Here is a 22,524-nt window from a genome sequence, read left to right on the forward strand (position 1 = left end):
CACCGTGGCGGGTGCAATCGGTGCCCAGCCGTGGGCATCTGGCACTGTGGCGGGGTGCAACGGCACCCGGCCGTCGGCATCTGGCGACGAGCCGTGGGGCACCTCGAGTCGGGGTGCTTTGTGACTGAGCCGTGGGCACGACCGAGACCATGGGCCGCGTCGGAGGCAGGTGTCGGGCCGCTCGCGCGAGCTCTTTGCGACCCTGACGCCCGACTTTTACCGTCCGTACGGCTGCTGCTGACTCGCCGCGTACCCGAAGTCGTCGGCCACCATCGCCGCCAACTCCAGCAGCGCGCGACGGGTCGGCTTGCTCACCAGCTCCAGATCGATTTCCGCGCCTTCGGCGAGGTGGTCGTCGAACGGCACCACCTGTACCGCGCGGGTGCGGTCCAGGAACAGCTTGCGCAGCTGGTCGATATCGACCGAGGAGGCGCCGCGGCGCGAGGCGTTGACCACCACGACCGTGCGCTCCACCAGCTTGCTGTAACCGTGGTGGTCGAGCCAGTCGAGGGTGGCCGAGGCGCTGCGGGCGCCGTCGATGGCCGGGGAGGTGACCAGGACCAGCGAGCTGGCCATATCGAGTACACCGGACATGGCCGAGTGCATCAGGCCGGTACCGCAGTCGGTCAGGATGATGTTGTAGAACGACTGCAGGATGCCGATGGCCTTGCGGTAGTCGGCCTCGCTGAACGCCTCCGAGACGGCCGGATCCTGTTCACTGGCCAGCACTTCCAGCCGGCTCGGCGCCTGCGAGGTGTGCGCGCGCACGTCCGAGTACCGGGTGATGTGCTGGTCTTCGAGCAGGTTGCGGACCGTCGAGCGGGTCTGCCGCGGCACCCGATGCGCGAGGGTGCCGAGGTCGGGGTTGGCGTCGATGGCGATGACGCGGTCACCGCGCAGCGAGGCGAAGGTCGAACCGATACCGACGGTGGTGGTGGTCTTACCGACACCGCCCTTCAGCGACAGGATCGCGATCCGGTAGTCGCCGCGCACCGGCTGATTCACCCGCTCGACCAGATCGGCGTGCACCACATCCGCGGCGGATTCACCGGGGTTGATGAGACCGCGCGAGGCCTTGTGGACGGCGCGCCGCCACCCGCTGCGCGGCGCCTTGCGGGCCCGTTTCAGCAGGTTCAGGTCGTTGACCGAATGGCCGGGCTGCCCGGGCTGTGGCATGTGCTGCGGCACGAACGGCTGCTGGTTCGGCTGCCCCGGCTGCTGGGCCTGCTGCGGCGGCCCGCCCTGCCAGTCCGGTGTCTGGTACTGGCCGGTCGCGGGCCCGCTCATGCCGGTGGGCGCGGACTGCTGCATCGGCGGCTGGTAGGTCTGCTGCGGCGGTGCCGGCGGCGGGGCCCAGCTGTTGATCGCGTTCGGATCGCCGGCGCCCTCGGACATCGGCGGATGGTGGTTGCCCTGCTCGGGTCCGGGCGGCGGAGCCTGGAACTGCTCGCCCTGCGGCGCGAAACCGCCCTGCGCGAACTGCCCCTGATCGGGGAACTGCTGGCCCGGCGGCTGCGAGAACTGATTCGGCGGCTGCTGCTCGAATTGCCCAGGGGCGGGCTGCTGCTCGAACTGACCGCTGCTGTGCGGCGCGAACTGGCCCGGCTGTTCGAACTGTCCCTGGTTCGGCTGCTCTGGGAACTGCCCCGGCCCGCCCTGCGCGAACTGGCCCGGCCCCGAAGGATCGAAAGAACCGGAGGGCGCGAACTGTCCCGGAGGCGCGAACGAACCCTGTTCCGGGAACTGGCCCGGGGGAGCGAAGGAATTCTGCTCGGGGAACTGGCCCGGAGGGGCAAAGGAGCCCTGCTCAGGGAATTGACCGGGAGGCGCGAACGAGCCCTGTTCGGGGAATTGCCCCGGAGGCGCGAAAGAGCCCTGTTCCGGGAATTGACCAGGGGGAGCGAACGATCCCTGCTCCTGGAACTGCCCGGCGCCCGGCTCGGGGAACTGCCCCGGTTGGGCGAACTGCCCGCTGGTGTGCGGCGCGGACTGTCCCGGGCCCGACTCGGGGAACTCCCCCGGCTGGGCGAATTGACCGCTGGTATGCGAAGAGAACTGTCCGGGCTGCGCGAACTCGCCACTGGTGTGCGGTGCGGAGCCGGCGAACTGATCGGCGCCGAAGGAGGATTCGTTCACCGAATACACCGACGTCGCGTCGGCGGGACCGGCACCGTTGCCCGAGTCGGACTCCGGTGCCTCGCCCGCGGGGCTCGATTCGGCAGCCGCCGACGGCTCGGCTTCACCGGCATCGGGCTGCGGCTGCTGCGTTGCGTCGGAGTCGGTGGCGATTCCGGCGTCCGCCGGATGACTCTGCAACCAGGGCGGAGAAGTCGGGTTGTCGTTGTCTGTCACAGTTCCCCCATCTGCTCGGGAAGTCGAGCAGAGAGCTCGGTGGCGCAGTTGCGGGTCAACGCTAGCAGGTGAGTTCGGGCCCGTGCATGCCGTGGCTTACCGGGCCGGGAGGGGCAGCGGCGCGGTCCGGACCGGCACCCGGCCGTCCGGACCGCGCCGGTGAATGCTCAGCTCGCCCGGTTGACCGCGGAAACCACGGCGCGCAGCGAGGCGGTGGTGATCGAGGTCGCGATGCCGACGCCCCACACCACCTTGTCGCCGATCGCACATTCGACGTAGGCCGCGGCCTGGGCGTCGTCACCGGCCGACATGGCGTGTTCGGAGTAGTCGAGGACCCGCACGTCGTACCCGACGGTCGCGATCGCGTCGACGAACGCCGCCAGCGGGCCGTTGCCTGTACCGGTGACCTCCTGCTCGACGCCGTCGACCTTCACCGTCGCGGTGATGGTGTCGGTGCCGCCGTCGGTCTCCGACGCGGTGACCTTCTGCTTGATCCGCTCCAGCGGCCGCACCGGGTTCAGGTATTCGGTGGCGAAGACGTCCCACATCTCCTTGGGCGTCACCTCCCCGCCCTCACCGTCGGTGATCTTCTGGATCGCCTGCGAGAACTCGATCTGCAGCCGACGCGGCAGCGCCAGCCCGTGATCGGTCTTCATGATGTAGGCGACGCCGCCCTTGCCGGACTGCGAGTTGACCCGGATGACGGCCTCGTAGGTGCGGCCGACGTCCTTGGGGTCGATCGGCAGGTACGGCACCTCCCAGGTGATGTCGTCGACGTCGGCGCCGGCCGAGTCCGCGGTCACCTTCATCGCGTCCAGGCCCTTGTTGATGGCGTCCTGATGCGAGCCGGAGAACGCGGTGTAGACCAGATCGCCGCCGTAGGGGTGGCGCTCGTGCACGGGCAGCTGGTTGCAGTACTCGACGGTGCGGCGGATCTCGTCGATATCGGAGAAGTTGATCTGCGGGTCGATGCCGCGGGAGAACATATTCATCCCCAGCGTCACCAGGCAGACGTTGCCGGTGCGCTCACCGTTGCCGAACAGGCAGCCTTCGATGCGGTCGGCGCCGGCCTGGTAGCCCAGCTCGGCGGCCGCCACGGCGGTGCCGCGGTCGTTGTGCGGGTGCAGCGACAGCACGATCGCCTCGCGGCGGGCCAGGTTGCGGTGCATCCACTCGATGGAATCGGCGTAGACGTTCGGCGTGGCCATCTCGACGGTCGCGGGCAGGTTGATGATCAGCGGCTTGTCGGGGGTGGGCGCGATGATCTCCGAGACCGCGTCGCACACCTCCTTGGCGTATTCCAGCTCGGTGCCGGTGTAGGACTCCGGGCTGTACTCGTAGCGCCAGTTGGTGTCGGAGTGCTTGCGCTCGGTCTCCAGGCACAGCCGCGCAGCATCGGTGGCGATCTTCTTCACGGCCTCGCGGTCGGCGCGGAACACCACTCGGCGCTGCAGGATGGAGGTGGAGTTGTAGAAGTGCACGATCACGTTCGGCGCGCCCGAGCAGGCCTCGAAGGTGCGCTCGATCAGTTCCGGACGGCACTGGGTGAGCACCTGGATGGTGACGTCGTCGGGGATGGCGCCGTCGGTGATGATCTCGCGGACGAAATCGAAGTCGGTCTGGCTGGCCGACGGGAAGCCGACCTCGATCTCCTTGTAACCCATCCGCACCAGCAGGTCGAACATGCGGCGCTTGCGGGCCGGGCTCATCGGGTCGATCAGCGCCTGGTTGCCGTCGCGCAGGTCCACTGCGCACCAGGCCGGGGCGCGATCGATGACCTTGTCGGGCCAGGTGCGGTCGGGCAGCGTGATCGGCTCGACCTCCTCGGCGAAGGGCCGGTACCGGAAGGTCGGCATCGAGGAGTTCTTCTGCTTGTTCCAGGCCGGCTGATCGGCGGGCGCGGGCTTGGTGGGCGCGGTGATGGTGCGCGTGCCGGATACGAAGGCGTCAGCGGGTGACATGCGATTCTCCGTGGGTGTGGGTGGTGTCCCGAAAAGGCGGGTCGACCGGCGCGGCAGAACCCCGCGACGGGAGGCCGGTCCGATCAGACCCCGTCGCGGCGGCCGAGAAGAAGTGCCCGCTGCATGATGCGGGCCAGTTTACCGTGCCCGGATTCGGTGTCGATAGGGCGGTACCGATAGCGTCGGCGACCGAATGCGCTTGTACGGGCCACCGCGGTCCGACGGGACGTGAGGATCATCGATGACTTGGCTCGAAATGCTGGCCGTCTTCGCCGCCGGTGTGGCCGCGGGCGGAATCAACACGATTGTCGGCTCCGGCACCCTCATCACCTTTCCGGTGCTGCTGGCGATCGGCTATCCGCCGGTGACGGCGAACGTATCGAATACCGTCGGGCTGGTGCCCGGCTCGGTGAGCGGGGTGATCGGGTACCGGCGTGAGCTGTCCGGTCAGCGGGCCCGGCTGCTGCGGCTGGGCGTGGCGTCGCTGCTCGGCGCGATCACCGGCGCGGTGGCCCTGCTGACGATGCCGGAGCAGGCGTTCAAGGCCATCGTTCCGGTGCTGATCATCGCCGCGCTGGTGCTGGTGATCGTGCAGCCGCGGCTGGCGGCGTGGGTGAAGAGCCGCCGCGATGCCGACAACACCCCCGAGCACGGCGGCCCGGTGCTGTTCGGCTCGATCTATGCCACCGGGATCTACGGTGGCTATTTCGGCGCGGCCCAGGGTGTGCTGCTGATCGGGCTGCTCGGTGTGTTCGTGCACGACGACCTGCAACGGCTGAACGCGGTGAAGAACACCCTCGCGCTGCTGGTGAACGCGGTGTCGGCGGCCATCTTCATCGTCGTCGCCGATATCGCCTGGGAGGCGGTCGCGCTGATCGCGGCCGGATCCATCATCGGCGGGCAGCTCGGCGCCCGCGTCGGGCGCAAGCTGTCGCCGACGGTTCTGCGCGCGGTGATCGTCGTCGTCGGCACGATCGCGGTGGTCCGATTGCTCACGTCGTGAACGATCGGTAATGGCAGAGCCACTTCTGCGGATCTATTGATAAGGAAGATCGTTCCGTCACCGCGTGGCCGGGTGAACAGCGGCTGTTCAACATTGCCGATTGCCGGTAATCTTCCCCGGGCCGCGCGCGTGAATTTGGAGGTGGCAGAAGTGGATAGGCGTGCCTTCCTCGAGGCGGTGGGTGCGGCGACATTGCTGGGGGTCCTCGGATCGACGGCCGGTGCGGTCACGGCGAATGCCGATCCGATCTGGGATGCACTGTTCCGTGAATGGGTACCGGAGATCTTCGCGCCGCTACCCGATCCGGCCGATCATTCGCCCGCGATCGTTGTCGGCTCCGGCTTCGGGGCCTCGGCCACCGCATTGCGATTGGCGCAGGCCGGGATCTCCACCACCGTCCTGGAACGCGGTTCGCGCTGGCCCAACGATCCGTGGCGGGAGATCTTCACCGGCGACGATCTGCCCGACGGCCGCGGTTTCTGGCACCGCACCTCCTTCACCGGGGTGACCAAGGTGCCGATGCAGTTCGCCAGTTTCGGCGGGGTACTCGATGTCACCGAATATCCGGGGATCGACGTGTGGCGGGCGGCCGCGGTGGGCGGCGGCTCGATCGTGTTCAGCGGTGTGATGATCGCGCCCGAGCGCAGCCTGTTCGACCACGTCTTCGGCGGGGTGGTGGATTACGGCGAGCTCGAGAGCGTCTACTACCCGCGGGTGCGGCAGATGCTGCGGCTGGACGCCATGCCGGCCGACATCTACCAGTCGGCGCCGTTCACCCATTCGCGCGCCTGGGACGATCAGGTCCGCAAGGCCGGATATCAGCCCGTGCCCAATGATTCGATCTTCAGCTGGAACATCCTGCGCGATGAGCTGGCCGGGCGCAGCAGGCCGTCGGCGACGGTCGCGCGCAGCAATCTCGGCAACTCCAACGGCGCCAAGTTCGATCTCAATCAGAACTATCTGCGCTACGCCGAGCAGACCGGCCGCTGCGGGATCTTCCCAGGCCACCGGGTCGACGCCATCGGCCAGGAGAGCGGCGGACGGTATTCGGTCACCGTGACGAAACTGGCCCCGACCGGCGATGTGCTGCGCACCCGCACCCTGACCTGCGATCAGCTGTTCCTCGGCGCCGGCTCCATCGGCAGCACCGAACTGCTGGTCCGCGCCCAGGCCACCGGCGCGCTGCCCAACCTCAACGAACACATCGGCGACGGCTGGGGCACCAACGGCGATGTGGTGCTGGCCCGCGGCGCCAGCTCGGTGGCCGGCTTCGGTCAGGGTGTGCCCAGTGCCAGCCGGATCTTCGACAATTCCGCGGTCCCGGTGACCCTGGAGAACTGGTACATCCCGGGCATTCCGTTCGAAACCGGCGCGCTGGCCTCGCTCGGCATGGTGCTCGATCCGACCCGCACCCGGATGGGCTACGACCGCGGCACGGATTCGGTGGGGCTGAGCTGGTCGACCCGCAATCGCGACGAGACGGTGGCCGCCGCGCGCGCCGTCGACCGGCGGATCGCCGAACGGGCGGGCGCGCTGGTCGAATACAGCGCACTCGGCTACGACGCGAACGCCCTGTTCACCGCGCATCCGCTCGGTGGTGCGGTACTGGGCCGAGCCACCGATGGACACGGCCGCGTGCACGGTCATCCCGGGCTCTACGTCATGGACGGCGCGGCGATCCCCGGCAGCACCGCGACGGTGAATCCCTCGCTCACGATTACCGCCCTGGCCGAACGCAATATCGAGGCGATCATCCGCGCCGGACGGTGACGCGCCGCCACGAACCGCGAAATCAGCATGGGCGGCCCCGCGCGGTATTACCGTCGGCTGGGTTGTTCGGCATCGAAGGGATCCACACGTGGCAGTAGCGCCGCCCACCGGCTATGAACTGGACGAGGTGCCCGAACCCGGCGAGTACCCGCGCAAACCGCCCACGCTGTGGACCGATTTCCTGATGCTCGGGCTGGCCATCGCGTCGGTGGTGCTGATCGGCTGGATCACCTTCTTCGAGGTCTCCGATCAGACCTACCGCACCATCGTCATCGCCGACTACACCATCTGCGCGATCTTCGCCGTCGAGTTCCTCTGGCGCTGGCGTCGCGCGGGCTGGCCGTGGACGTTCCCGTTCGTCTACTGGTACGAAGTGCTCGGCATGATCCCGGTGACCAGCCCGTGGCTGCGCGGGTTCCGGCTGCTGCGGATCGTGGTCATCCTGGTGCGGCTGGCGCGGGTGGCCGACCGGGTGTACGGCGACCGGGTCACCGCCGCGGTGATCAACCGGTCGGTCGGCACCATCGTCGAGACCATCAAGAAGCCGGTGACCATGGCCGTGCTCGACGAGGTCGCGCACGCGCTACGGGCCGGCCACTACACCCAGAACATCGCCGCGGCGCTGGAGGAGAACCGCAAGGAACTCGACGAGATGATCGTGGAGTTGATCAAGAACGACCCGCAGGCCGGCCGGGTGCGTTATCTGCCGTTCCACGACGACATCATCCGGCTGGTCGCCGATACCGTCTTCCGGATCCTGTTCCAGTTCCTCGACGATCCGCGCACCGACGAACTCGTCTCGGATCTGTTGCGGGAGAACATCGACCAGATCCGCGACGCGTTGAGCAACGGGGTGAAGGTGCCGCCCTCGGCGTACGGCCCGACGCCGTTGGAACGCACTGTGCGCCATCACTTTCCGCCCTGACCAGCGGTCGGATCATTCGGGCACGGCGTGCCGGATCTGATCGCGGGCGTCGGCGTGGCGGATGGTCTCCCAGCCGATCAGCGCGGCGAGCACGACGAACAGCATGGTCAGCGAGGCCAGGGCGGGCAGCGCGGCGGCCAGCGGCGTCAGCGCGATCAGGATTGCCACCGTGACGATTCGAGCGGCCGACAGATTGCCGGTCGCGTAGTGCTTGAAGCCGACCAGGCCGGCCAGGAACAGCGCCACACCGCCGTACAGCGCGCCCAGCGGGATGCCGTAGAGGGCGTCGCTGAGGGTGTGGGTGGATTCGTCGCCCACGTAGTACAGCACCTTCTTCAGGCCCAGCGACAGGCCTATAACCCCGGCGATCATCGGGAAATGCCAGTACATGTAGCACATTTGGGCGATCTTGATCCGCCGGGCGCCCCTGGCATGCGCCAACGCGTGCTCGACCGACAGCGCGGCGACGTCGAAGTAGGCCCACCACAGCAAGCCGGAAATGGCCAGGCCGAGCATCGAGGCGAGGGTGATCGGCCAGGAGATCGGCAGTCCGGCGACGCCGATGCCGATCGAGACGATCGATTCGCCCAGCGCCACGATGATGATCAGCCCGTATCGCTCGGAGTAGTGACTGGCCGAGGCGAGCCGCCATTCGGTGCCGGCGAACCGGGTCCATACCCAGTCCCCGGCGATCGCCGCGAGCCACAGCGCGAGCTGCACCCGGCCGTCGGTGAGTGCCGCGACCACCAGCAGCGTGGTGCCGAGGGTGATGGAACCCAGCGCCCAGCGCACGATCTGGGCGCGCAACTTCGTATCGCCCTCGGCGGCCAGCCACATCATCACCAGATGCACCAGCCGCACGACCAGATAGGCGATGGCGAATACCAGCGGCCCGAACCAGCCGCCTTCCAGATCGTCGAAGGCCTCGGGAATCGTGAGCGCGGCGATGAACGCACCGCCCATCGCCACGAAGATCGCGATCCGGGCGATGCCCTCGTCAGCGCGGACGATATTGCCCAGCCAGGAATACGCGATCCACAGCCACCACATCAGGGCCAGGCACAGCAGCGCGCGCAGCAGATTCTGCGCCGTGGTCTCGTCCGCGGCGAGGTCGGTGACCATCGTGAACGCGAAGACCAGGACCAGGTCGAAGAACAGTTCGAGCTGGGTCACCGAGGAGCCCTCGGCCATCGGCTGCAGCCGGGCTCGTTTGGATCCGATCATGGATGACATCGTGGCAGGCCGGGGCCCGCTGTGCCCGCCGACGAGCGGGCTCAGTCATCAAGCGGTTTGAAACGTTTCCGTTTCGGGAAATCGTTCGGCGAATTCGATGAACGTCTCCACCATCGCCTCGTTCGCGCGGCGCACGGAGCGCTTGAGCAGGAAGCCGGGAACGGGAATGGGCAGGTACAGCTCGTTGTGGTACCAGACGTGGGTGCCCTCGTCGGTCTCGGTCACTTCGAAGAAGCCGCCGCCCTTCACCCCGCGGGTGCTGTCGACGACCTCCCAGGCCGAACGGTTGGCGTCCCAGTCGTATTCGAGGACCTGCAGATCGGAGCTGCCGAGCATTTCCGCCTTGACGAAGACCCGGCGCGGCCTGCCTTCCTCGTCGCGGGTGGCGACACGGGCATCGGTGTAGGCCGACGACCAATCCGGGAGCATTTCCACCGCTGCCAATGCGTCCATGACCTGGGCGGGGTCGGTGTCGACGACGAATCGGATATCGGTCTTCGTACGCATGTCTTACCTCCGCACCCCCGCATTACCAACGCGCCGATTGTGCCCAGCGGCACAGTGATCGTCAACACTGCTCCTACGGTGGCGTAGGTAGCTACATGGTTGGCCGGCGGCCGATCAGCGGGCGTGCGGTGACCGAATTGTGACGTTCAGTTCGAGCCCGGAGGCTCTACTGTCGCATCGGGTCCCGGGTACACCAGCGACTCGTGTCCGTCCTCGAAACGCACGATATACGGGGGCGACCCGTTGGGTCCGCGCACCTCGACGATCTCGCCGAGATGATCATGGTCGCCCACGATGTGACCGTGCACATGGAGCCGATCTCCGACGTTCGCCATCATGGCTCCCATTATCGGGGACCGTGGTGCACATCACAACCCGTCGCGCTCGGCTATGGCCCGGGCGACAGCGGTTTCGATCAGCTGCCTGCTCCGCTCCTCGGTGAAGATGCCCGGCAGCGTGAGCCGGTCCACGATCAGCCAGTTCAGCGCCAGATACAGCAGCAATACGGTGTCCTCGTCGCCCGGCATGCCGGAGTCGATGTGGTTGCGGACGTTGAATTCGATATCGGCGCGGACCCGTTCGGTGAGCACTTCGCGTAGTTCCGGCCTGCGGGTCGCCTCCAGGCGTAGTTCCAGTAGTGCGAGGTAGCCGGTGCGGAAGGTTTCCAGCCGGTCGACCACGTCGGTCATCAGTTCGGTGATCGTTTCCCTGGTCTTCGGCCCGCCGAGCTTGGCCATCATGGCCGCGCTGGGTTCGAGGCGCTCGTAGAAGCGGCTACCGGTCTGGGTCATCAGATCGTCGCGGTTGGCGAAGTAGTTCGAGGCCGTACCGGCGGGGACCCCGGCCTCCTTGTCGACCGCGCGGAAGGTCAGCCCCCGCGCGCCCTCGCGGGCCAGTACTTCGATGGCTGCGTCGAGCAAAGCCTGCCTGCGCTCTGGATTCGTCCTCACCTTGACACCACTCCGTTTGTAGTACTACGTTGAAACCACTACAGACAGAGTACAACATCTCAGGTGGTTCATATGCGAAAGCTCGTCTACTACGTCGCCGTCTCGCTGGACGGGTACATCGCGGGCCCCGACGACCAGTTCGACTTCTATCCGGGCTCCGACGCCTACACCGCATGGATGTGCGCGCAGTTCCCCGATTCGATTCCGACCGCGGCCCGCCCGCACATCGGGATGGCGGTGGACGCACCGAACCAGGAGTGGGACACCGTGCTGATGGGTCGCGGAACCTACGCCGTCGGCGAGGCCAGCCCGTTCGCGCACTTGAAGCAATACGTCTTCTCGTCGACGCTCGGTCCGCAGGTCGACCCGGCCATCGAGGTGGTGCCCGGCGATCCGGTCGAGTTCGTGCGGCAGTTGAAGCGGGCCGAGGGCCTCGATATCTGGCTCTGCGGTGGCGGCAAGCTCGCGGCCACGCTGGCCGGCGAGATCGACGAGCTGATCATCAAGAGCTATCCGGTCGTCGCCGGCGCGGGCATCCCCGCTTTCACCGGCGCCTTCGGCCCCACGCAGTTCACCCCGATCCGGCGCAAGGAATTCGACAGCGGAAACCAGGTCACCTGGTACGCGCGCGCCTGACCGGTCTCAATCCACAGAAAGCAGGATCCCCATGCGAAAGCTCGTCTACTACGTCGGCATGACCCTCGACGGCTACATCGCCGGCCCCGACGGCAGCATCGACTTCTTCCCGCTCCCGCCGGAGTTCACCGAATGGATCGCCACCGACTACCCCGAAACCCTCCCGGCCCACGCCTGGCCGCATTTCGGAGTCGCCGAGGGCACCACCGGCAAGAACTTCGACACCGTCGTGATGGGGCGCGGCACCTATGAGCCCGGCCTGGCCGTCGGCATCGCCAGCCCGTACCCGCACCTGCGTCAGTACGTCGTGTCCAGCACGCTCGGCACCATCGACGACCCGGGCGTCGAACTGGTGGCATCGGACCCGGTGGGCCTGGTGCGCCGGTTGAAGCAGGAGGACGGTCTCGACATCTGGCTGGCCGGCGGCGGCAAGCTCGCCGGGGAGCTCATCGACGAGATCGACGAGCTCGTCATCAAGAGCTATCCGGTATCGGCCGGCGCGGGCGTGCGCGCCTTCGACGGGCCGTTCCGGCCCACCCGGTTCACCCCGGCGCGGCGGCGCGCGTTCGGCAACGGCACCCAGGTCACCTGGCTCACCCGGGCCTGACATCCGGCCCCGACCAGGCCGATCACCGGCGGCAATAGCCCGTCGGCATCGATATCAAACGGGATCCGGCGCGGTTGTGTCCTTTTCCACAGGCTCGGAGGGAGGGCCTAAATGCCTGGATCCGGGCCGGTACGCTGAAGCACTGAAATCAGCTTGTTTGTCGATCTGGGAGGAGCCTGCCGTGGCTCTTGTTGTTCAGAAGTACGGAGGATCGTCGGTCGCCTCGGCCGAACGGATCCGGCGCGTCGCTGAACGGATCGTCGAAACGAAGAAGCAGGGCCACGAGGTGGTCGTGGTCTGCTCGGCTATGGGCGATACCACCGACGAGCTGCTCGATCTCGCCCAGCAGGTCTCCCCGGAACCCCCGGCGCGTGAGATGGACATGCTGCTCACCTCGGGTGAGCGCATCTCCAACGCGCTGGTCGCGATGGCCATCCACGCCTTGGGCGAGGAGGCGCGCTCGTTCACCGGCTCGCAGGCCGGCGTGATCACCACCGGCGCGCACGGCAAGGCCAAGATCATCGACGTCACCCCGAGCCGGCTCCGGGAGGCGCTCGACGACGGCCTGATCGTGCTGGTCGCGGGCTTCCAGGGCGTCAGCCAGGACAGCAAGGACGTCACCACCCTCGGTCGCGGCGGCTCCGACACCACCGCCGTCGCCCTCGCCGCGGCGCTGAAGGCCGATGTCTGCGAGATCTACACCGACGTCGACGGCATCTTCACCGCCGACCCGCGCATCGTGTCCGACGCGCAGAAGCTCGAGCAGGTCTCCTATGAGGAAATGCTCGAAATGGCCGCGTGCGGCTCGAAAGTCTTGATGCTGCGTTGTGTGGAGTACGCGCGGCGCTACAACGTGCCCGTGCATGTGCGCTCGTCGTACACCGACAAGGTGGGCACCACCGTTTACGGATCGATGGAGGACATCCCGATGGAGCAGGCAATCCTGACCGGCGTTGCGCACGATCGCAGCGAGGCCAAGGTGACTGTCGTCGGCCTGCCGGACGAACCGGGCTACGCCGCCAAGGTGTTCCGGGCGGTCGCCGACGCGGAAATCAACATCGACATGGTGTTGCAGAACGTCTCCGAGGTGGAGACCGGCAAGACCGACATCACCTTCACCCTGCCCAAGACCGAACTGGTCCGCGCGGTGCAGATCCTCACCGAGCGCAAGGCCGAGATCGGCTTCTCCGAGGTCCGCTCCGATGAGAACATCGGCAAGGTCTCGCTGGTCGGCGCGGGTATGAAGTCGCATCCGGGCGTCACCGCGACGTTCTGCGAGTCGCTGGCCGAGGCGGGCGTCAACATCGACCTGATCTCGACCTCGGAGATCCGCATCTCGGTGCTGGTCGCCGAATCCCAGCTCGACGAGGCGGTCAAGGTGCTGCACCGGGCTTTCGATCTCGGCGGTGACGAGGTCGCCGTCGTCCACGCCGGAACGGGGCGATGAACATGGGTGTACGGGTAGGAGTGGTCGGCGCGACCGGTCAGGTCGGCGCCGTCATGCGCAAGCTGCTCGAAGAGCGCGACTTCCCGGCCGATGAGGTGCGGTTCTTCGCCTCGGCCCGGTCGGCCGGTAAGAAGCTGCCGTGGCGCGGCGGCGAGATCGTGGTGGAAGACACCGAGACCGCCGATCCGTCCGGGCTCGATATCGCGCTGTTCTCCGCCGGCGCCACCATGTCGCGGGTGCAGGCGCCGCGCTTCGCCGCCGCCGGGGTCACCGTCATCGACAATTCCTCGGCCTGGCGCAAGGACCCCGACGTGCCGCTGGTGGTCAGCGAGGTGAACCCGGAGCAGACCCGCAATCTGGTCAAGGGCATCATCGCCAACCCCAACTGCACCACCATGGCCGCGATGCCGGTGCTCAAGCCGCTGCACGATATCGCCGGGCTGCGCCGGCTCATCGTCTCCAGCTACCAGGCAGTGTCCGGTAGCGGCCTGGCCGGTGTGGAAGAGCTGGTCTCGCAGGCCCGCGCGGTGATCGGCGACGCCGAAAAGCTCACCCACGACGGCGGCGCGGTCGATTTCCCGGCGCCGAACAAGTACGTCGCGCCGATCGCGTTCAATGTGCTGCCGCTGGCCGGTTCGCTGGTCGACGACGGCTCCGGCGAGACCGACGAAGATCAGAAGCTGCGCAACGAGAGCCGCAAGATCCTCGGCCTGCCCGAGCTGCTGGTGAGCGGCACCTGCGTGCGCGTGCCGGTGTTCACCGGGCACTCGCTGTCGGTGAACGCGGAGTTCGATCAGCCGCTGTCGGTGGCGCAGGCCACCGAGATCCTGGCCAAGGCGCCCGGCGTCAAGCTGGTCGATGTGCCGACGCCGTTGCAGGCGGCCGGGCACGACGAGTCGCTGGTCGGCCGGATCCGCCAGGATCCCGGTGTGCCCGACGGCCGTGGCCTCGCGCTGTTCATCTCCGGTGACAATCTGCGTAAGGGCGCCGCGCTCAACACCATTCAGATCGCCGAGGTCCTGCTCGCCGACCGCTGAGCGGTTCGGAGCGGACAACCGAGCCCGGCCGACGCTGCTGACCGAAGCAGCGACGGCCGGGCTCGTCTCGTCTCAGTGGATGCCGGGCGTGCGCGGGTCGGGTCCGAGACAGGCCAGGATGGCGCAGCCCGGCGGCGCGTCGCTGAACAGCGGGCGCAGCGGCTGGTTCAAGCAGGCGAAGACATTGCAGCCCGGGTAGGCCGACGTGCCGATGCCGACGATGGCGAGCAGGATGTCGGTGTCGATGAAGGCGTTCGGGTCCAGCGTCAACGGCGGTTCGATGTACGGTCCGGGATCGGGCACCGGCGGTTCGTGGAACGCGGCGAACAACCGGCGGAAGAACTCGTGCGGCAGTTCGGCCTGATTCTGGATGACGCCCGACGGCCCGTGCGTACTCACATTGCCGAACATCCCGGTCCACACCACCATCAGGTCCAGGCTGGGGAAGACGAAGACGTTCTGCATGCCCATCCCCGCCATCGAGTACATGTCCGGCGGTAGGAAGCTCGCGTTCTCCGCGCAGGAGGGGCCGAGCCAGAACAGGTAGCCGTAGCAGTGGTTTGCCGGTGACGGTGACCGCGCGGCGTCGAGGTAGCCGCGCGAGACGAGTTGTGTTGCGCCCCAGCGTCCGTCGTTGGCGACCAGCAGTCCGAGCTTGGCCAGGTCGTTGGGCGGGATCATCAGGTGCGCGTACCCGTAGGTGTGCCCGGCGCGGTCGCGGGCCCAGTAGTAGTCGCTGCGCGCGATCCCGAGCGGGTCGAACAGTTCCCGCTGGGCGAACTGCTGGAGTGGTTCGCCGACGGCCAGTTCGAGCACGTACGCCAGCAGGTCCACATTGCGCTGGCTGTAGGTGAATACGGTGCCCGGTTCATGGTCGAGTGGCACGCCGAGTGCCTGCACCGCACTGTTCGGGTCCAGCGGGATCACCCCGGTGATGCCCTCGGTCACCACGCCGACCCGCATGCCCGAGGTCTCGGTGAGCAGATTCTCCACCGTGATCGCCCGGCGGGACTCGTCGCCCAGGCCGGCGGGCAGATAGCGGCCGATCGGCGCGGAGATGTCGAGTTTGCCTTGGTCCGAGGCGATCCCGGCAAGCAATGAGACAACGCTCTTGGTGACGCTCCAGACGTTCCAGGCCACGTTGCCGGTCTGGTCGTTGGTGGGGCCTTCGCCGATGAGGCAGTTGTGCCGGAACACCTGCACATTCAACCGATTCCGGCCGGCGGCGAAATTCAACGCTTCGGCCAGGCGCTGCGAATCAAGCCCCGCCGCTTCGGGTTCGGCTCGTTCGAGTTGCCGTCCGGAAGTTACCGAACACTGCGCTTCGGTGGTGTCGGGCGGTGCCGCGGCCGCGGACGCGGCGAAGACGTGCCCCGCTACCAGTGCAACCGCTGTGACCCCTACGAGGAGTCCACCCAAACGCCTCATGCGGATCAGGTTAGCGCCCGGCGCCGGTCCCGGCCGGTATATGCGAAACGCCGCCAGGTCGGGGGGAACCTGGCGGCGCCGAGTCGGCCGACGCCACGCCCGACGTCACGACTCTCGCGTCGACACCCGGCAAGCGCCTCTCGGCGAGTGGTCGCTCGTAGCGACAGATGGGGTGAGGCCCGGGGCTGCTCGGATGCCGACAGCGGGGTTCAACCCGTCGCGCGGGCGGACTATTCCGGGCCGAAGTTGTGACCTGCGGCACTACACTTGGCCGCACACCGCAGTTCGGCAACCCGCCAGTTATTTTCTTGACTAATTCCAGAAAAGGTGGAGACTCGAAGTATGCACACCGACAGCACCGATCCCCGCGAGCAGTTGCGCGCGGCCGGTCTGCGGGTCACCGCCCCGCGGGTAGCGGTGCTCGACGCGGTCGCGGCTCGCCCGCATTCCGACGCCGACACCGTCGCTGTCACCGTCCGGCAACAGCTGGGCTCGGTCTCCACCCAGGCCGTCTACGACGTGCTGCACGCCTGCGTCCGCGCGGGCATCCTGCGGCGCATCGAGCCGGCCGGGTCGGCGGCGCTCTACGAGGCCAGAACCGGCGACAACCATCACCACCTGGTGTGCAGGAACTGCGGCACGGTCGTGGACGTGGACTGTGTCGTGGGCAGCGCCCCCTGCCTGCAACCCGATGACGAGCACGGTTTCGCCATCGATGAGGCGGAGGTCGTGTTCTGGGGCCTGTGCCCGAACTGCCGTCCGGATCGACGGCCGACACCCTGACAGTCCCGGGTCAGCCCACCCCGGGTCCGTTGACCAGCCGAGGAGGCTTCTATGACCAAGCCGACAACCACCAACACCGGCATTCCCGTCGAAAGCGACAACGAATCGCTGACCGCGGGAACCCAAGGCCCCGTCCTGCTGCACGACCACTACCTGATCGAGAAGCTCGCGCAGTTCAATCGGGAGCGGGTGCCGGAGCGCATCGTGCACGCCAAGGGCTCGGGCGCGTACGGCGAACTGGTGGTGACCAACCCGGAGATCGCGAAGTACACCAAGGCCAAGCTGTTCCAGCCCGGCGCGCGCACCGAATCGCTGGTGCGCTTCTCCACCGTCGCTGGTGAGCAGGGCAGCCCGGATACCTGGCGTGATCCGCGCGGTTTCGCGATCAAGTTCTACACCGAGGACGGCAATTACGACCTGGTCGGCAACAACACCCCGGTCTTCTTCATCAAGGACTCGATCAAGTTCCCCGACTTCATCCGCTCGCAGAAGCGGCTGCCGGGCTCGGGCCTGCGCGACCACAACATGCAGTGGGACTTCTGGACCCTGCGCCCGGAGTCGGCGCACCAGGTCACCTGGCTGATGGGCGATCGCGGCATCCCGAAGAGCTACCGCCACATGAACGGCTACGGCTCGCACACCTATCAGTGGATCAACGCCGAGGGCGAGCGGGTGTGGGTGAAGTACCACTTCCGCACCGACCAGGGCCAGGACTTCCTGACCCAGGCCGAGGCCGATCGCCTCGCCGGCACCGATCCCGATCTGCATCGCAAGGATCTGTGGGACGCCATCGAGCGCGGGGATTTCCCCAGCTGGACGGTTTACGTGCAGATCATGCCGGTTGCCGAGGCCGAGAGCTACCGGTTCAACCCGTTCGACCTCACCAAGGTCTGGTCCAAGAAGGACTACCCGCTGATCGAGGTCGGCAAGTGGACGCTGAACCGCAATCCGCGCAACTTCTTCGTCGAGATCGAGCAGGCCGCGTTCGAGCCGTCCAATATCGTGCCCGGCATCGGCTTCTCCCCGGACAAGATGCTGCTCGGCCGCGTCTTCGCCTACGCCGACGCCCACCGCTACCGCATCGGCACCAACTACGCGCAGCTGCCGCCCAACGCGCCGCGCGCCGCGGAGGTCAACACCTACTCCAAGGAAGGCGCGATGCGGTACCACTTCAACGAGCCGGAGGTGCCGGTCTACGCGCCGAACTCCTACGGTGGCCCGCACGCCGATCCGGAACTGGCCGGTGACGGCGGCGCCTGGGAATTCGACGGCAAGGCGGTGCGCGCCGGCTACATCCAGCACGCCGAGGACGGCGATTTCGTCCAGCCCGGCATCCTGGTGCGCGAGGTGCTCAATGACGAACAGCGCGACCGCCTGGTGAGCAATATCGTCGGCCATGTGCTCGGCGGTGTGCAGGAGCCGGTGCTGAGCCGGGTCTTCGAGTACTGGAAGAACGTCGACAGCGAGCTCGGCAAGCGCGTCGAGGAAGGCGTGCGCGCCGGCCTCAACGGCAACGGCTGATATCGCCGGAAAACATTCCGCCCCTGACCATTCCGGTCAGGGGCGGATTTTTCTGTCCAGCGGGTACCGCAGGGTCTTACAGCAGACCGAACCAGTAGATCACGCAGGCCAGCATCCAGACGACCACGGTTTCCATCGACGCTCTCCCAATCTCCTTGCCGTACTTCCATCATGGCGCGAAACGAGCACCCGCGCCGCAAACTGCTCCAGTTTCGCCGATCGCGGCCGCTCGAGCAGGGATTACACGGCTGCAAGTTCTTCTTAAGGGCGCGCCAAGCCGGGGGCGGCATTGTTTGTGTCAACACCGGAACACACCGGAAAGAACAGACCGAAACCCCGAACAGGACGTAATGACGATGATCGGCAAGCTGACCACCGCCCTCGCTCTCGCCACCACGACCACCGCCCTCGTCTTCGGCGCGGGTACCGCCGCGGCCGTCACCGAAGGCGTTCCGGGCGCCGCCGTCACCGGCCAGGCCACCTGCACCCACAAGGGCGACAAGATCCGGATCGAGATCGACTCGCCGGTCGTCTACGCCCAGCCCGGCTACCTGCCCGGTGAGAACCAGCAGATCCGCTACCGCACGGTCATCATCGACGCCGCCCAGGGCACCCTCGCCGGGGCCGGCGAGTGGGAGACCGGCAAGGCCACCGATACCAAGGCCGCCGACATGGACGACACCAAGATGGACGTCCTGCGCAACGATCCCAACGCCTACCTGGTGATCCAGGAGGTCGAGTGGCTCGCGCCGGACGGCGAGAACCCGGTCGCCAAGACCGACCTGCACGCGACCAGCTACCTGATCAAGGACGGTCGCACCGAGCTCGGCACCTTCGACTACTGCCAGTAGTCGCGAGGTCCGAAACGGGGGACGGTGATCGGGCCGGGGAGGGCCCGATCCACCGGACGAGCAGCCGATGCCACCGGGGAGGGGCGGACGCTGCCGGCACCGGACCGGGGAGATCCGGTGCCACCCGAGGCCGGGCCGAGGAGGGCCCGAGGGTATCCGAGCGGAGCAGGCCGGGGAGGACCTGACGGGGACGGATACCGGGGTGGGGCCTCGATCGGGGGATCGGGGGAACGCCGGGAGGGGTGACATCGAGTGCGGGGACTCGGTGTACGGGACCGGTGGGGGAATCGGTGTCCTCCTGACCGCCACGGGGGTGGGCGGTCAGGAGGGACCGAGGGGGATGACTGTGTATCGGCCGGACCGGTCTCGCGGGGTGATCGGTCCGGTCGATACGGGTCAACGCGAGAAGGAACGGCTCTTCCGGAAGCTGAGCAGCAGAGCGACTGCGGTCACGATCCATACGGTGAGCGCGACCCAGGCTTCGCCGCCGCCGAAGGTAACCATCCACTGCTCGCCGATGGCCGAGCCCAATTCCCGGGTGCCAACGCCGTACATGCCGACGGGGAACACGATGCTCCACAGGCCCGGTTCGTAGGCCAGGCGGATGTGCTGGACGAAATGTCGCCACACGCCCGCCACCAGCAGCAGCGGGATCAGCCAGCTGCCGAAGGCCCACAGCAGGACCGCCACCCCGATCAGCACGGGCCGCACCGACGTCAGCAAATGTATGCCGTCCAGGTGCAGCAGCTGGGCCGCGGCCAGCACGCTGATCGCGGTGGCGCCCATGAACACCCAGTAGGCGGGCACCAAGCGCGCGGCGGTGAGGTTGTCGGTGAACAATGTGGCCAGCACCAGCGTCGCGACCAGCAGATACAGCATGGTGCCCACCGACCAGCACAGTAGCGCCGGTACCGCGAAGCGCCCCGCCCAAGGTTGCGGGAGCGCGGTGGCCGCGACCGCCAGCGATTGGGTCGCGACCACCCAGATGAACCAGGTGCCATCGGCGCTCAGGCCGGCCGGACCGCGATGGTGCACCATCAGCAGGGCGGGGATGCCGTAGCCGAGCAGCAGCCAGGCCAGCACGGCCACCGCGAGCAGAATCAAGGCCGCGGCCAGGTGTTCTCGGCGAGACAGCCCGGTCGACATGACCGCGGCCGCGGCGACGAAGGTCAGATAGGTGAAGCCGGTGGCGGGGCTCATCGCGTCGGCGACCGCCGCGGCCCGGTATTTCACCAGGCGGACCAGGGTGGCCGCGATCAGCACCGCGAATCCCGCCAGCGCCAGGTACAGCATGATCGACGACAGGGTGTCCAAGCCGGCCGAGCCGACGGCCCGGGAGACGATGCCGGTCGCCATCACCGAGGCGAACCAGGCGGGCTTGAGATTCTCGACGGGGCTCGTGCGCACTTCGACCATGGCCGTCACCTGGGTCAGTGTGGCACGGCGGCAACCGCTTCGACCGCAACCGCGACCCACGACATGCCGACGCCGGCCACCTCGGTGACCGGCGACGGGAGATCAGCGCGTGGCAGCGGTGGCCGGATATTCGGGCAGGTCATAGGTTTCGGTCTTGGACAGCATCTTCATCATCAGCGGCTTCATGATGCGCGCCGTCATCAGCTTGCTGACCAGCAGTCCGGCCCGGATCCCGAACCGGGTCTTCGGCGTCATCGCGCGCAGGCCGCCGGGCTGCAATTCCTGGGCGAGCGCGACGAACGGACGCAACACCCGCTGGTAGTTCTCCAGGGCGGCCCGCGGATCGTCGCGGTGCGTGGCGATTTCACCGGCCAGCACATACGCGCCGACCAGCGCCATCGCGGTGCCCTGACCGGTGAGCGGGGACCCGCAGTAGCCGGCATCGCCGAGCAGCGCGACCCGGCCCTGAATCCAGCTCGGCATATCGATGCGGGCCAGCTCGTCGAAGTAGAAATCGTCGGCCTCGGGCATGGCAGCGGTGATGGCGGGTGCGGTCCAGCCGCCGCCGGCGAGCCGCTCGCGGATCAGCTGCTGCTGGGCCGCGACGTTGCGGCGCAACGCCGGATCGGCCTCGGCACGGATGACGACCAGGGCCTTGGACGTCGCCGGATCGGCGTCGGGCCGCATGCCGAGCCCGGTGGCGCCGGGTAGCGAATGCATGGTGAACCAGTGCGGTTCGATGCCGGCGGGGGTCGGCATGGTGAAGAAGGACATGTAGCCGCCGAGGTAGGTGCTGAACTGCTCTTCCGGGCCGAACACCAGCCGTCGGGTCGCCGAGTGCAGGCCGTCGGCGCCGATGACCAGGTCGAAGCGTTCGGTGCCGCCCGAGGCGAAGGTGACCACCACGCCGTCGTCGTCCTGGGTGAGCGCCTCGATCCATTCGCCGTAGCGGTAGTCGACGCCGCCGGCCGCCTCGATGGCGTCGAGCAACACCTGGTTCAGGTCGCCGCGGCTGATCTCGATCTCGGCCACGCCGCCCTTGCCGTCGAACATCTCGGCGGGCATGCGCAGCAGTTGCTTGCCGTCGGCGTCGACGTGCACCATGCCGCGCTCGTCGAGCCGGCGGGCGTTGATACCGGGCATCAGGCTCATCCGCTCCGCTACTTCGCGGCTGGGACCGCGCAGGTCGACGGCCTGGCCGCCGGGGCGGGGAGCGGCGGCGCGCTCCACCACCGTGACCGGGATGCCGTACCGGAGTAGTTGCAGCGCAACGGCATTGCCGCCGATGCCGCCGCCGGAGACGAGAACGCGGGGGCGGGTGGTCGGCTGCGAGGTGGGGGTGGCGGGCTGGGTGCTCATCGTTTCGTCCTTCGTTTGCTCGAACGTCTTAGACAAATGTCTAACAGAGCCTTGCACATCTGTCTAGTACAAATGTTCAAGACGTGCGTACAGTGGGGACATGGGAAACAAGGAGGACCTGCTCGCCGCCGCCCGGGCCTGCGTGTACGAGCGCGGATTCGCCGCGACCACGGCGCGCGATATCGCCAATGCGGCGGGGGTGAGCCTGGCCGCGATCGGCTACCACTTCGGGTCGAAGGAGCGGCTGCTGACCGAGGCGCTCACCGCGGAATCCGGCCGCGAGATCGGCGACGCGCTCGACGAGCGGATCAAGGCAGCGAGCAAGGACGGCCGGTCACCGGCGCAGGCCTTTCCACTGGTCTGGAACGACATCGCCGAGGTCTTCGCGCGCAACCGGCAGATGCTGGTGGCGAGTGTGGAGAACATCATCCGGATCCACCGCACGCCGAGCGAGGCGGCACATATGTCCGGGCTGCTCGCCGAGGCCGTCGCGGAAATGGCAGAACTGGTGGCGCAGTCGCACCCGGAGCTGAGCGAGGAGCAGGCGCGGGCGGTCGCGCGGTTGTACTTCGCATTGCTGAACGGGCTGGCGCTGCAATGGATTACCGAGCCCGAGGGGGAGTTGCCCAGCGGGGATGAGCTGGCGGTGGCGATAGCCGCGCTCGCGCCGCGGAATTGACCAGCGGTTATCGGAGTGCTGGTCAGGAGTCGGCCGGCGATCCGCGCGCCGCGACGTGA

General features: G+C 67.6%; 20 protein-coding genes. 11 read left to right on the forward strand and 9 right to left on the reverse strand.

Annotated features, from left to right (window positions below; all coding sequences use genetic code 11):
• Window positions 1-216: 216 nt before the first annotated feature.
• Together NOCYR_RS01470 and leuA are read right to left on the reverse strand one after the other, a co-directional pair.
• The gene (locus tag NOCYR_RS01470) at window positions 217-2,352 is read right to left on the reverse strand and encodes an AAA family ATPase (RefSeq protein ID WP_014348583.1); all 2,136 of its coding nucleotides are present in this window, start codon (window positions 2,350-2,352) and stop codon (window positions 217-219) included.
• 167 nt (window positions 2,353-2,519) lie between these two features.
• Complete coding sequence (leuA, locus tag NOCYR_RS01475; protein WP_014348584.1) at window positions 2,520-4,313, reverse strand: 2-isopropylmalate synthase; 1,794 nt, start codon at window positions 4,311-4,313, stop codon at window positions 2,520-2,522.
• Between the two features lie 241 nt (window positions 4,314-4,554).
• On the opposite strand from leuA, the gene NOCYR_RS01480 reads away from it, so the two are divergent.
• The 3 genes from NOCYR_RS01480 (at window position 4,555) to NOCYR_RS01490 (ending at window position 8,011) form a co-directional block, all read left to right on the forward strand.
• Entirely contained in the window at window positions 4,555-5,316 is a 762-nt protein-coding gene (locus tag NOCYR_RS01480) for a sulfite exporter TauE/SafE family protein (protein WP_014348585.1), read from the forward strand.
• 150 nt (window positions 5,317-5,466) lie between these two features.
• Window positions 5,467-7,086 (forward strand): GMC oxidoreductase, encoded by a 1,620-nt coding sequence (locus tag NOCYR_RS01485; protein ID WP_014348586.1) that lies wholly within the window; start codon window positions 5,467-5,469, stop codon window positions 7,084-7,086.
• Between the two features lie 88 nt (window positions 7,087-7,174).
• Window positions 7,175-8,011, forward strand: a complete 837-nt coding sequence (locus NOCYR_RS01490; protein ID WP_014348587.1) for an ion transporter — start codon at window positions 7,175-7,177, stop codon at window positions 8,009-8,011.
• Between the two features lie 12 nt (window positions 8,012-8,023).
• On the opposite strand, the gene NOCYR_RS01495 is transcribed toward NOCYR_RS01490, so the two are convergent.
• From NOCYR_RS01495 to NOCYR_RS01510, 4 genes are all read right to left on the reverse strand, one after another.
• Complete coding sequence (locus tag NOCYR_RS01495) at window positions 8,024-9,235, reverse strand: low temperature requirement protein A (RefSeq protein WP_014348588.1); 1,212 nt, start codon at window positions 9,233-9,235, stop codon at window positions 8,024-8,026.
• A gap of 57 nt (window positions 9,236-9,292) precedes the next feature.
• Window positions 9,293-9,751: an SRPBCC family protein gene (locus NOCYR_RS01500; protein WP_014348589.1), complete on the reverse strand. Its 459-nt coding sequence runs from the start codon at window positions 9,749-9,751 to the stop codon at window positions 9,293-9,295.
• A 146-nt stretch (window positions 9,752-9,897) separates the two neighbouring features.
• On the reverse strand, window positions 9,898-10,089 hold the full coding sequence (locus tag NOCYR_RS01505; RefSeq protein ID WP_048832581.1) for a DUF1918 domain-containing protein: 192 nt from the start codon (window positions 10,087-10,089) through the stop codon (window positions 9,898-9,900).
• Between the two features lie 30 nt (window positions 10,090-10,119).
• Window positions 10,120-10,701 carry a TetR/AcrR family transcriptional regulator gene (locus NOCYR_RS01510; protein WP_048832583.1) on the reverse strand — a complete coding sequence of 194 codons (582 nt, stop codon included), beginning with the start codon at window positions 10,699-10,701 and terminating at the stop codon, window positions 10,120-10,122.
• Window positions 10,702-10,773: 72 nt separating this feature from the next.
• Here NOCYR_RS01510 and NOCYR_RS01515 point away from each other — a divergent pair, with 72 nt between their 5' ends.
• The 4 genes from NOCYR_RS01515 to NOCYR_RS01530 all read left to right on the forward strand — a co-directional run bounded on the left by NOCYR_RS01515 (window position 10,774) and on the right by NOCYR_RS01530 (window position 14,428).
• Window positions 10,774-11,337: a dihydrofolate reductase family protein gene (locus NOCYR_RS01515; protein WP_014348592.1), complete on the forward strand. Its 564-nt coding sequence runs from the start codon at window positions 10,774-10,776 to the stop codon at window positions 11,335-11,337.
• A gap of 31 nt (window positions 11,338-11,368) precedes the next feature.
• A complete protein-coding gene (locus tag NOCYR_RS01520; protein ID WP_014348593.1) occupies window positions 11,369-11,944 on the forward strand; it encodes a dihydrofolate reductase family protein in 576 nt (191 codons plus the stop codon).
• 181 nt (window positions 11,945-12,125) lie between these two features.
• Window positions 12,126-13,391, forward strand: a complete 1,266-nt coding sequence (locus NOCYR_RS01525) for an aspartate kinase (RefSeq protein WP_014348594.1) — start codon at window positions 12,126-12,128, stop codon at window positions 13,389-13,391.
• Window positions 13,392-13,393: 2 nt separating this feature from the next.
• A complete protein-coding gene (locus NOCYR_RS01530; RefSeq protein WP_048832585.1) occupies window positions 13,394-14,428 on the forward strand; it encodes an aspartate-semialdehyde dehydrogenase in 1,035 nt (344 codons plus the stop codon).
• A 72-nt stretch (window positions 14,429-14,500) separates the two neighbouring features.
• Here NOCYR_RS01530 and NOCYR_RS01535 read toward each other — a convergent pair whose 3' ends face one another.
• A complete protein-coding gene (locus NOCYR_RS01535; protein WP_048832587.1) occupies window positions 14,501-15,856 on the reverse strand; it encodes a serine hydrolase domain-containing protein in 1,356 nt (451 codons plus the stop codon).
• Between the two features lie 342 nt (window positions 15,857-16,198).
• On the opposite strand from NOCYR_RS01535, the gene NOCYR_RS01540 reads away from it, so the two are divergent.
• From NOCYR_RS01540 to NOCYR_RS01550, 3 genes are all read left to right on the forward strand, one after another.
• On the forward strand, window positions 16,199-16,639 hold the full coding sequence (locus NOCYR_RS01540) for a Fur family transcriptional regulator (protein ID WP_014348597.1): 441 nt from the start codon (window positions 16,199-16,201) through the stop codon (window positions 16,637-16,639).
• A 51-nt stretch (window positions 16,640-16,690) separates the two neighbouring features.
• Window positions 16,691-18,160, forward strand: a complete 1,470-nt coding sequence (locus NOCYR_RS01545; RefSeq protein WP_014348598.1) for a catalase — start codon at window positions 16,691-16,693, stop codon at window positions 18,158-18,160.
• 356 nt (window positions 18,161-18,516) lie between these two features.
• Window positions 18,517-19,011, forward strand: coding sequence for a hypothetical protein (locus tag NOCYR_RS01550; RefSeq protein WP_014348599.1), 495 nt, complete (start codon window positions 18,517-18,519; stop codon window positions 19,009-19,011).
• Window positions 19,012-19,407: 396 nt separating this feature from the next.
• On the opposite strand, the gene NOCYR_RS01555 is transcribed toward NOCYR_RS01550, so the two are convergent.
• Together NOCYR_RS01555 and NOCYR_RS01560 are read right to left on the reverse strand one after the other, a co-directional pair.
• A complete protein-coding gene (locus NOCYR_RS01555; protein ID WP_014348600.1) occupies window positions 19,408-20,427 on the reverse strand; it encodes a tellurite resistance/C4-dicarboxylate transporter family protein in 1,020 nt (339 codons plus the stop codon).
• Window positions 20,428-20,529: 102 nt separating this feature from the next.
• Window positions 20,530-21,786, reverse strand: a complete 1,257-nt coding sequence (locus NOCYR_RS01560; protein WP_014348601.1) for an FAD-dependent monooxygenase — start codon at window positions 21,784-21,786, stop codon at window positions 20,530-20,532.
• A gap of 100 nt (window positions 21,787-21,886) precedes the next feature.
• Between NOCYR_RS01560 and NOCYR_RS01565 the strand changes: the two genes are divergently transcribed.
• A complete protein-coding gene (locus tag NOCYR_RS01565; protein WP_014348602.1) occupies window positions 21,887-22,465 on the forward strand; it encodes a TetR/AcrR family transcriptional regulator in 579 nt (192 codons plus the stop codon).
• Window positions 22,466-22,524 lie beyond the last annotated feature (59 nt).

It is taken from the genome of Nocardia cyriacigeorgica GUH-2 (genome assembly GCF_000284035.1).
Lineage (GTDB): Bacteria > Actinomycetota > Actinomycetes > Mycobacteriales > Mycobacteriaceae > Nocardia > Nocardia cyriacigeorgica_B.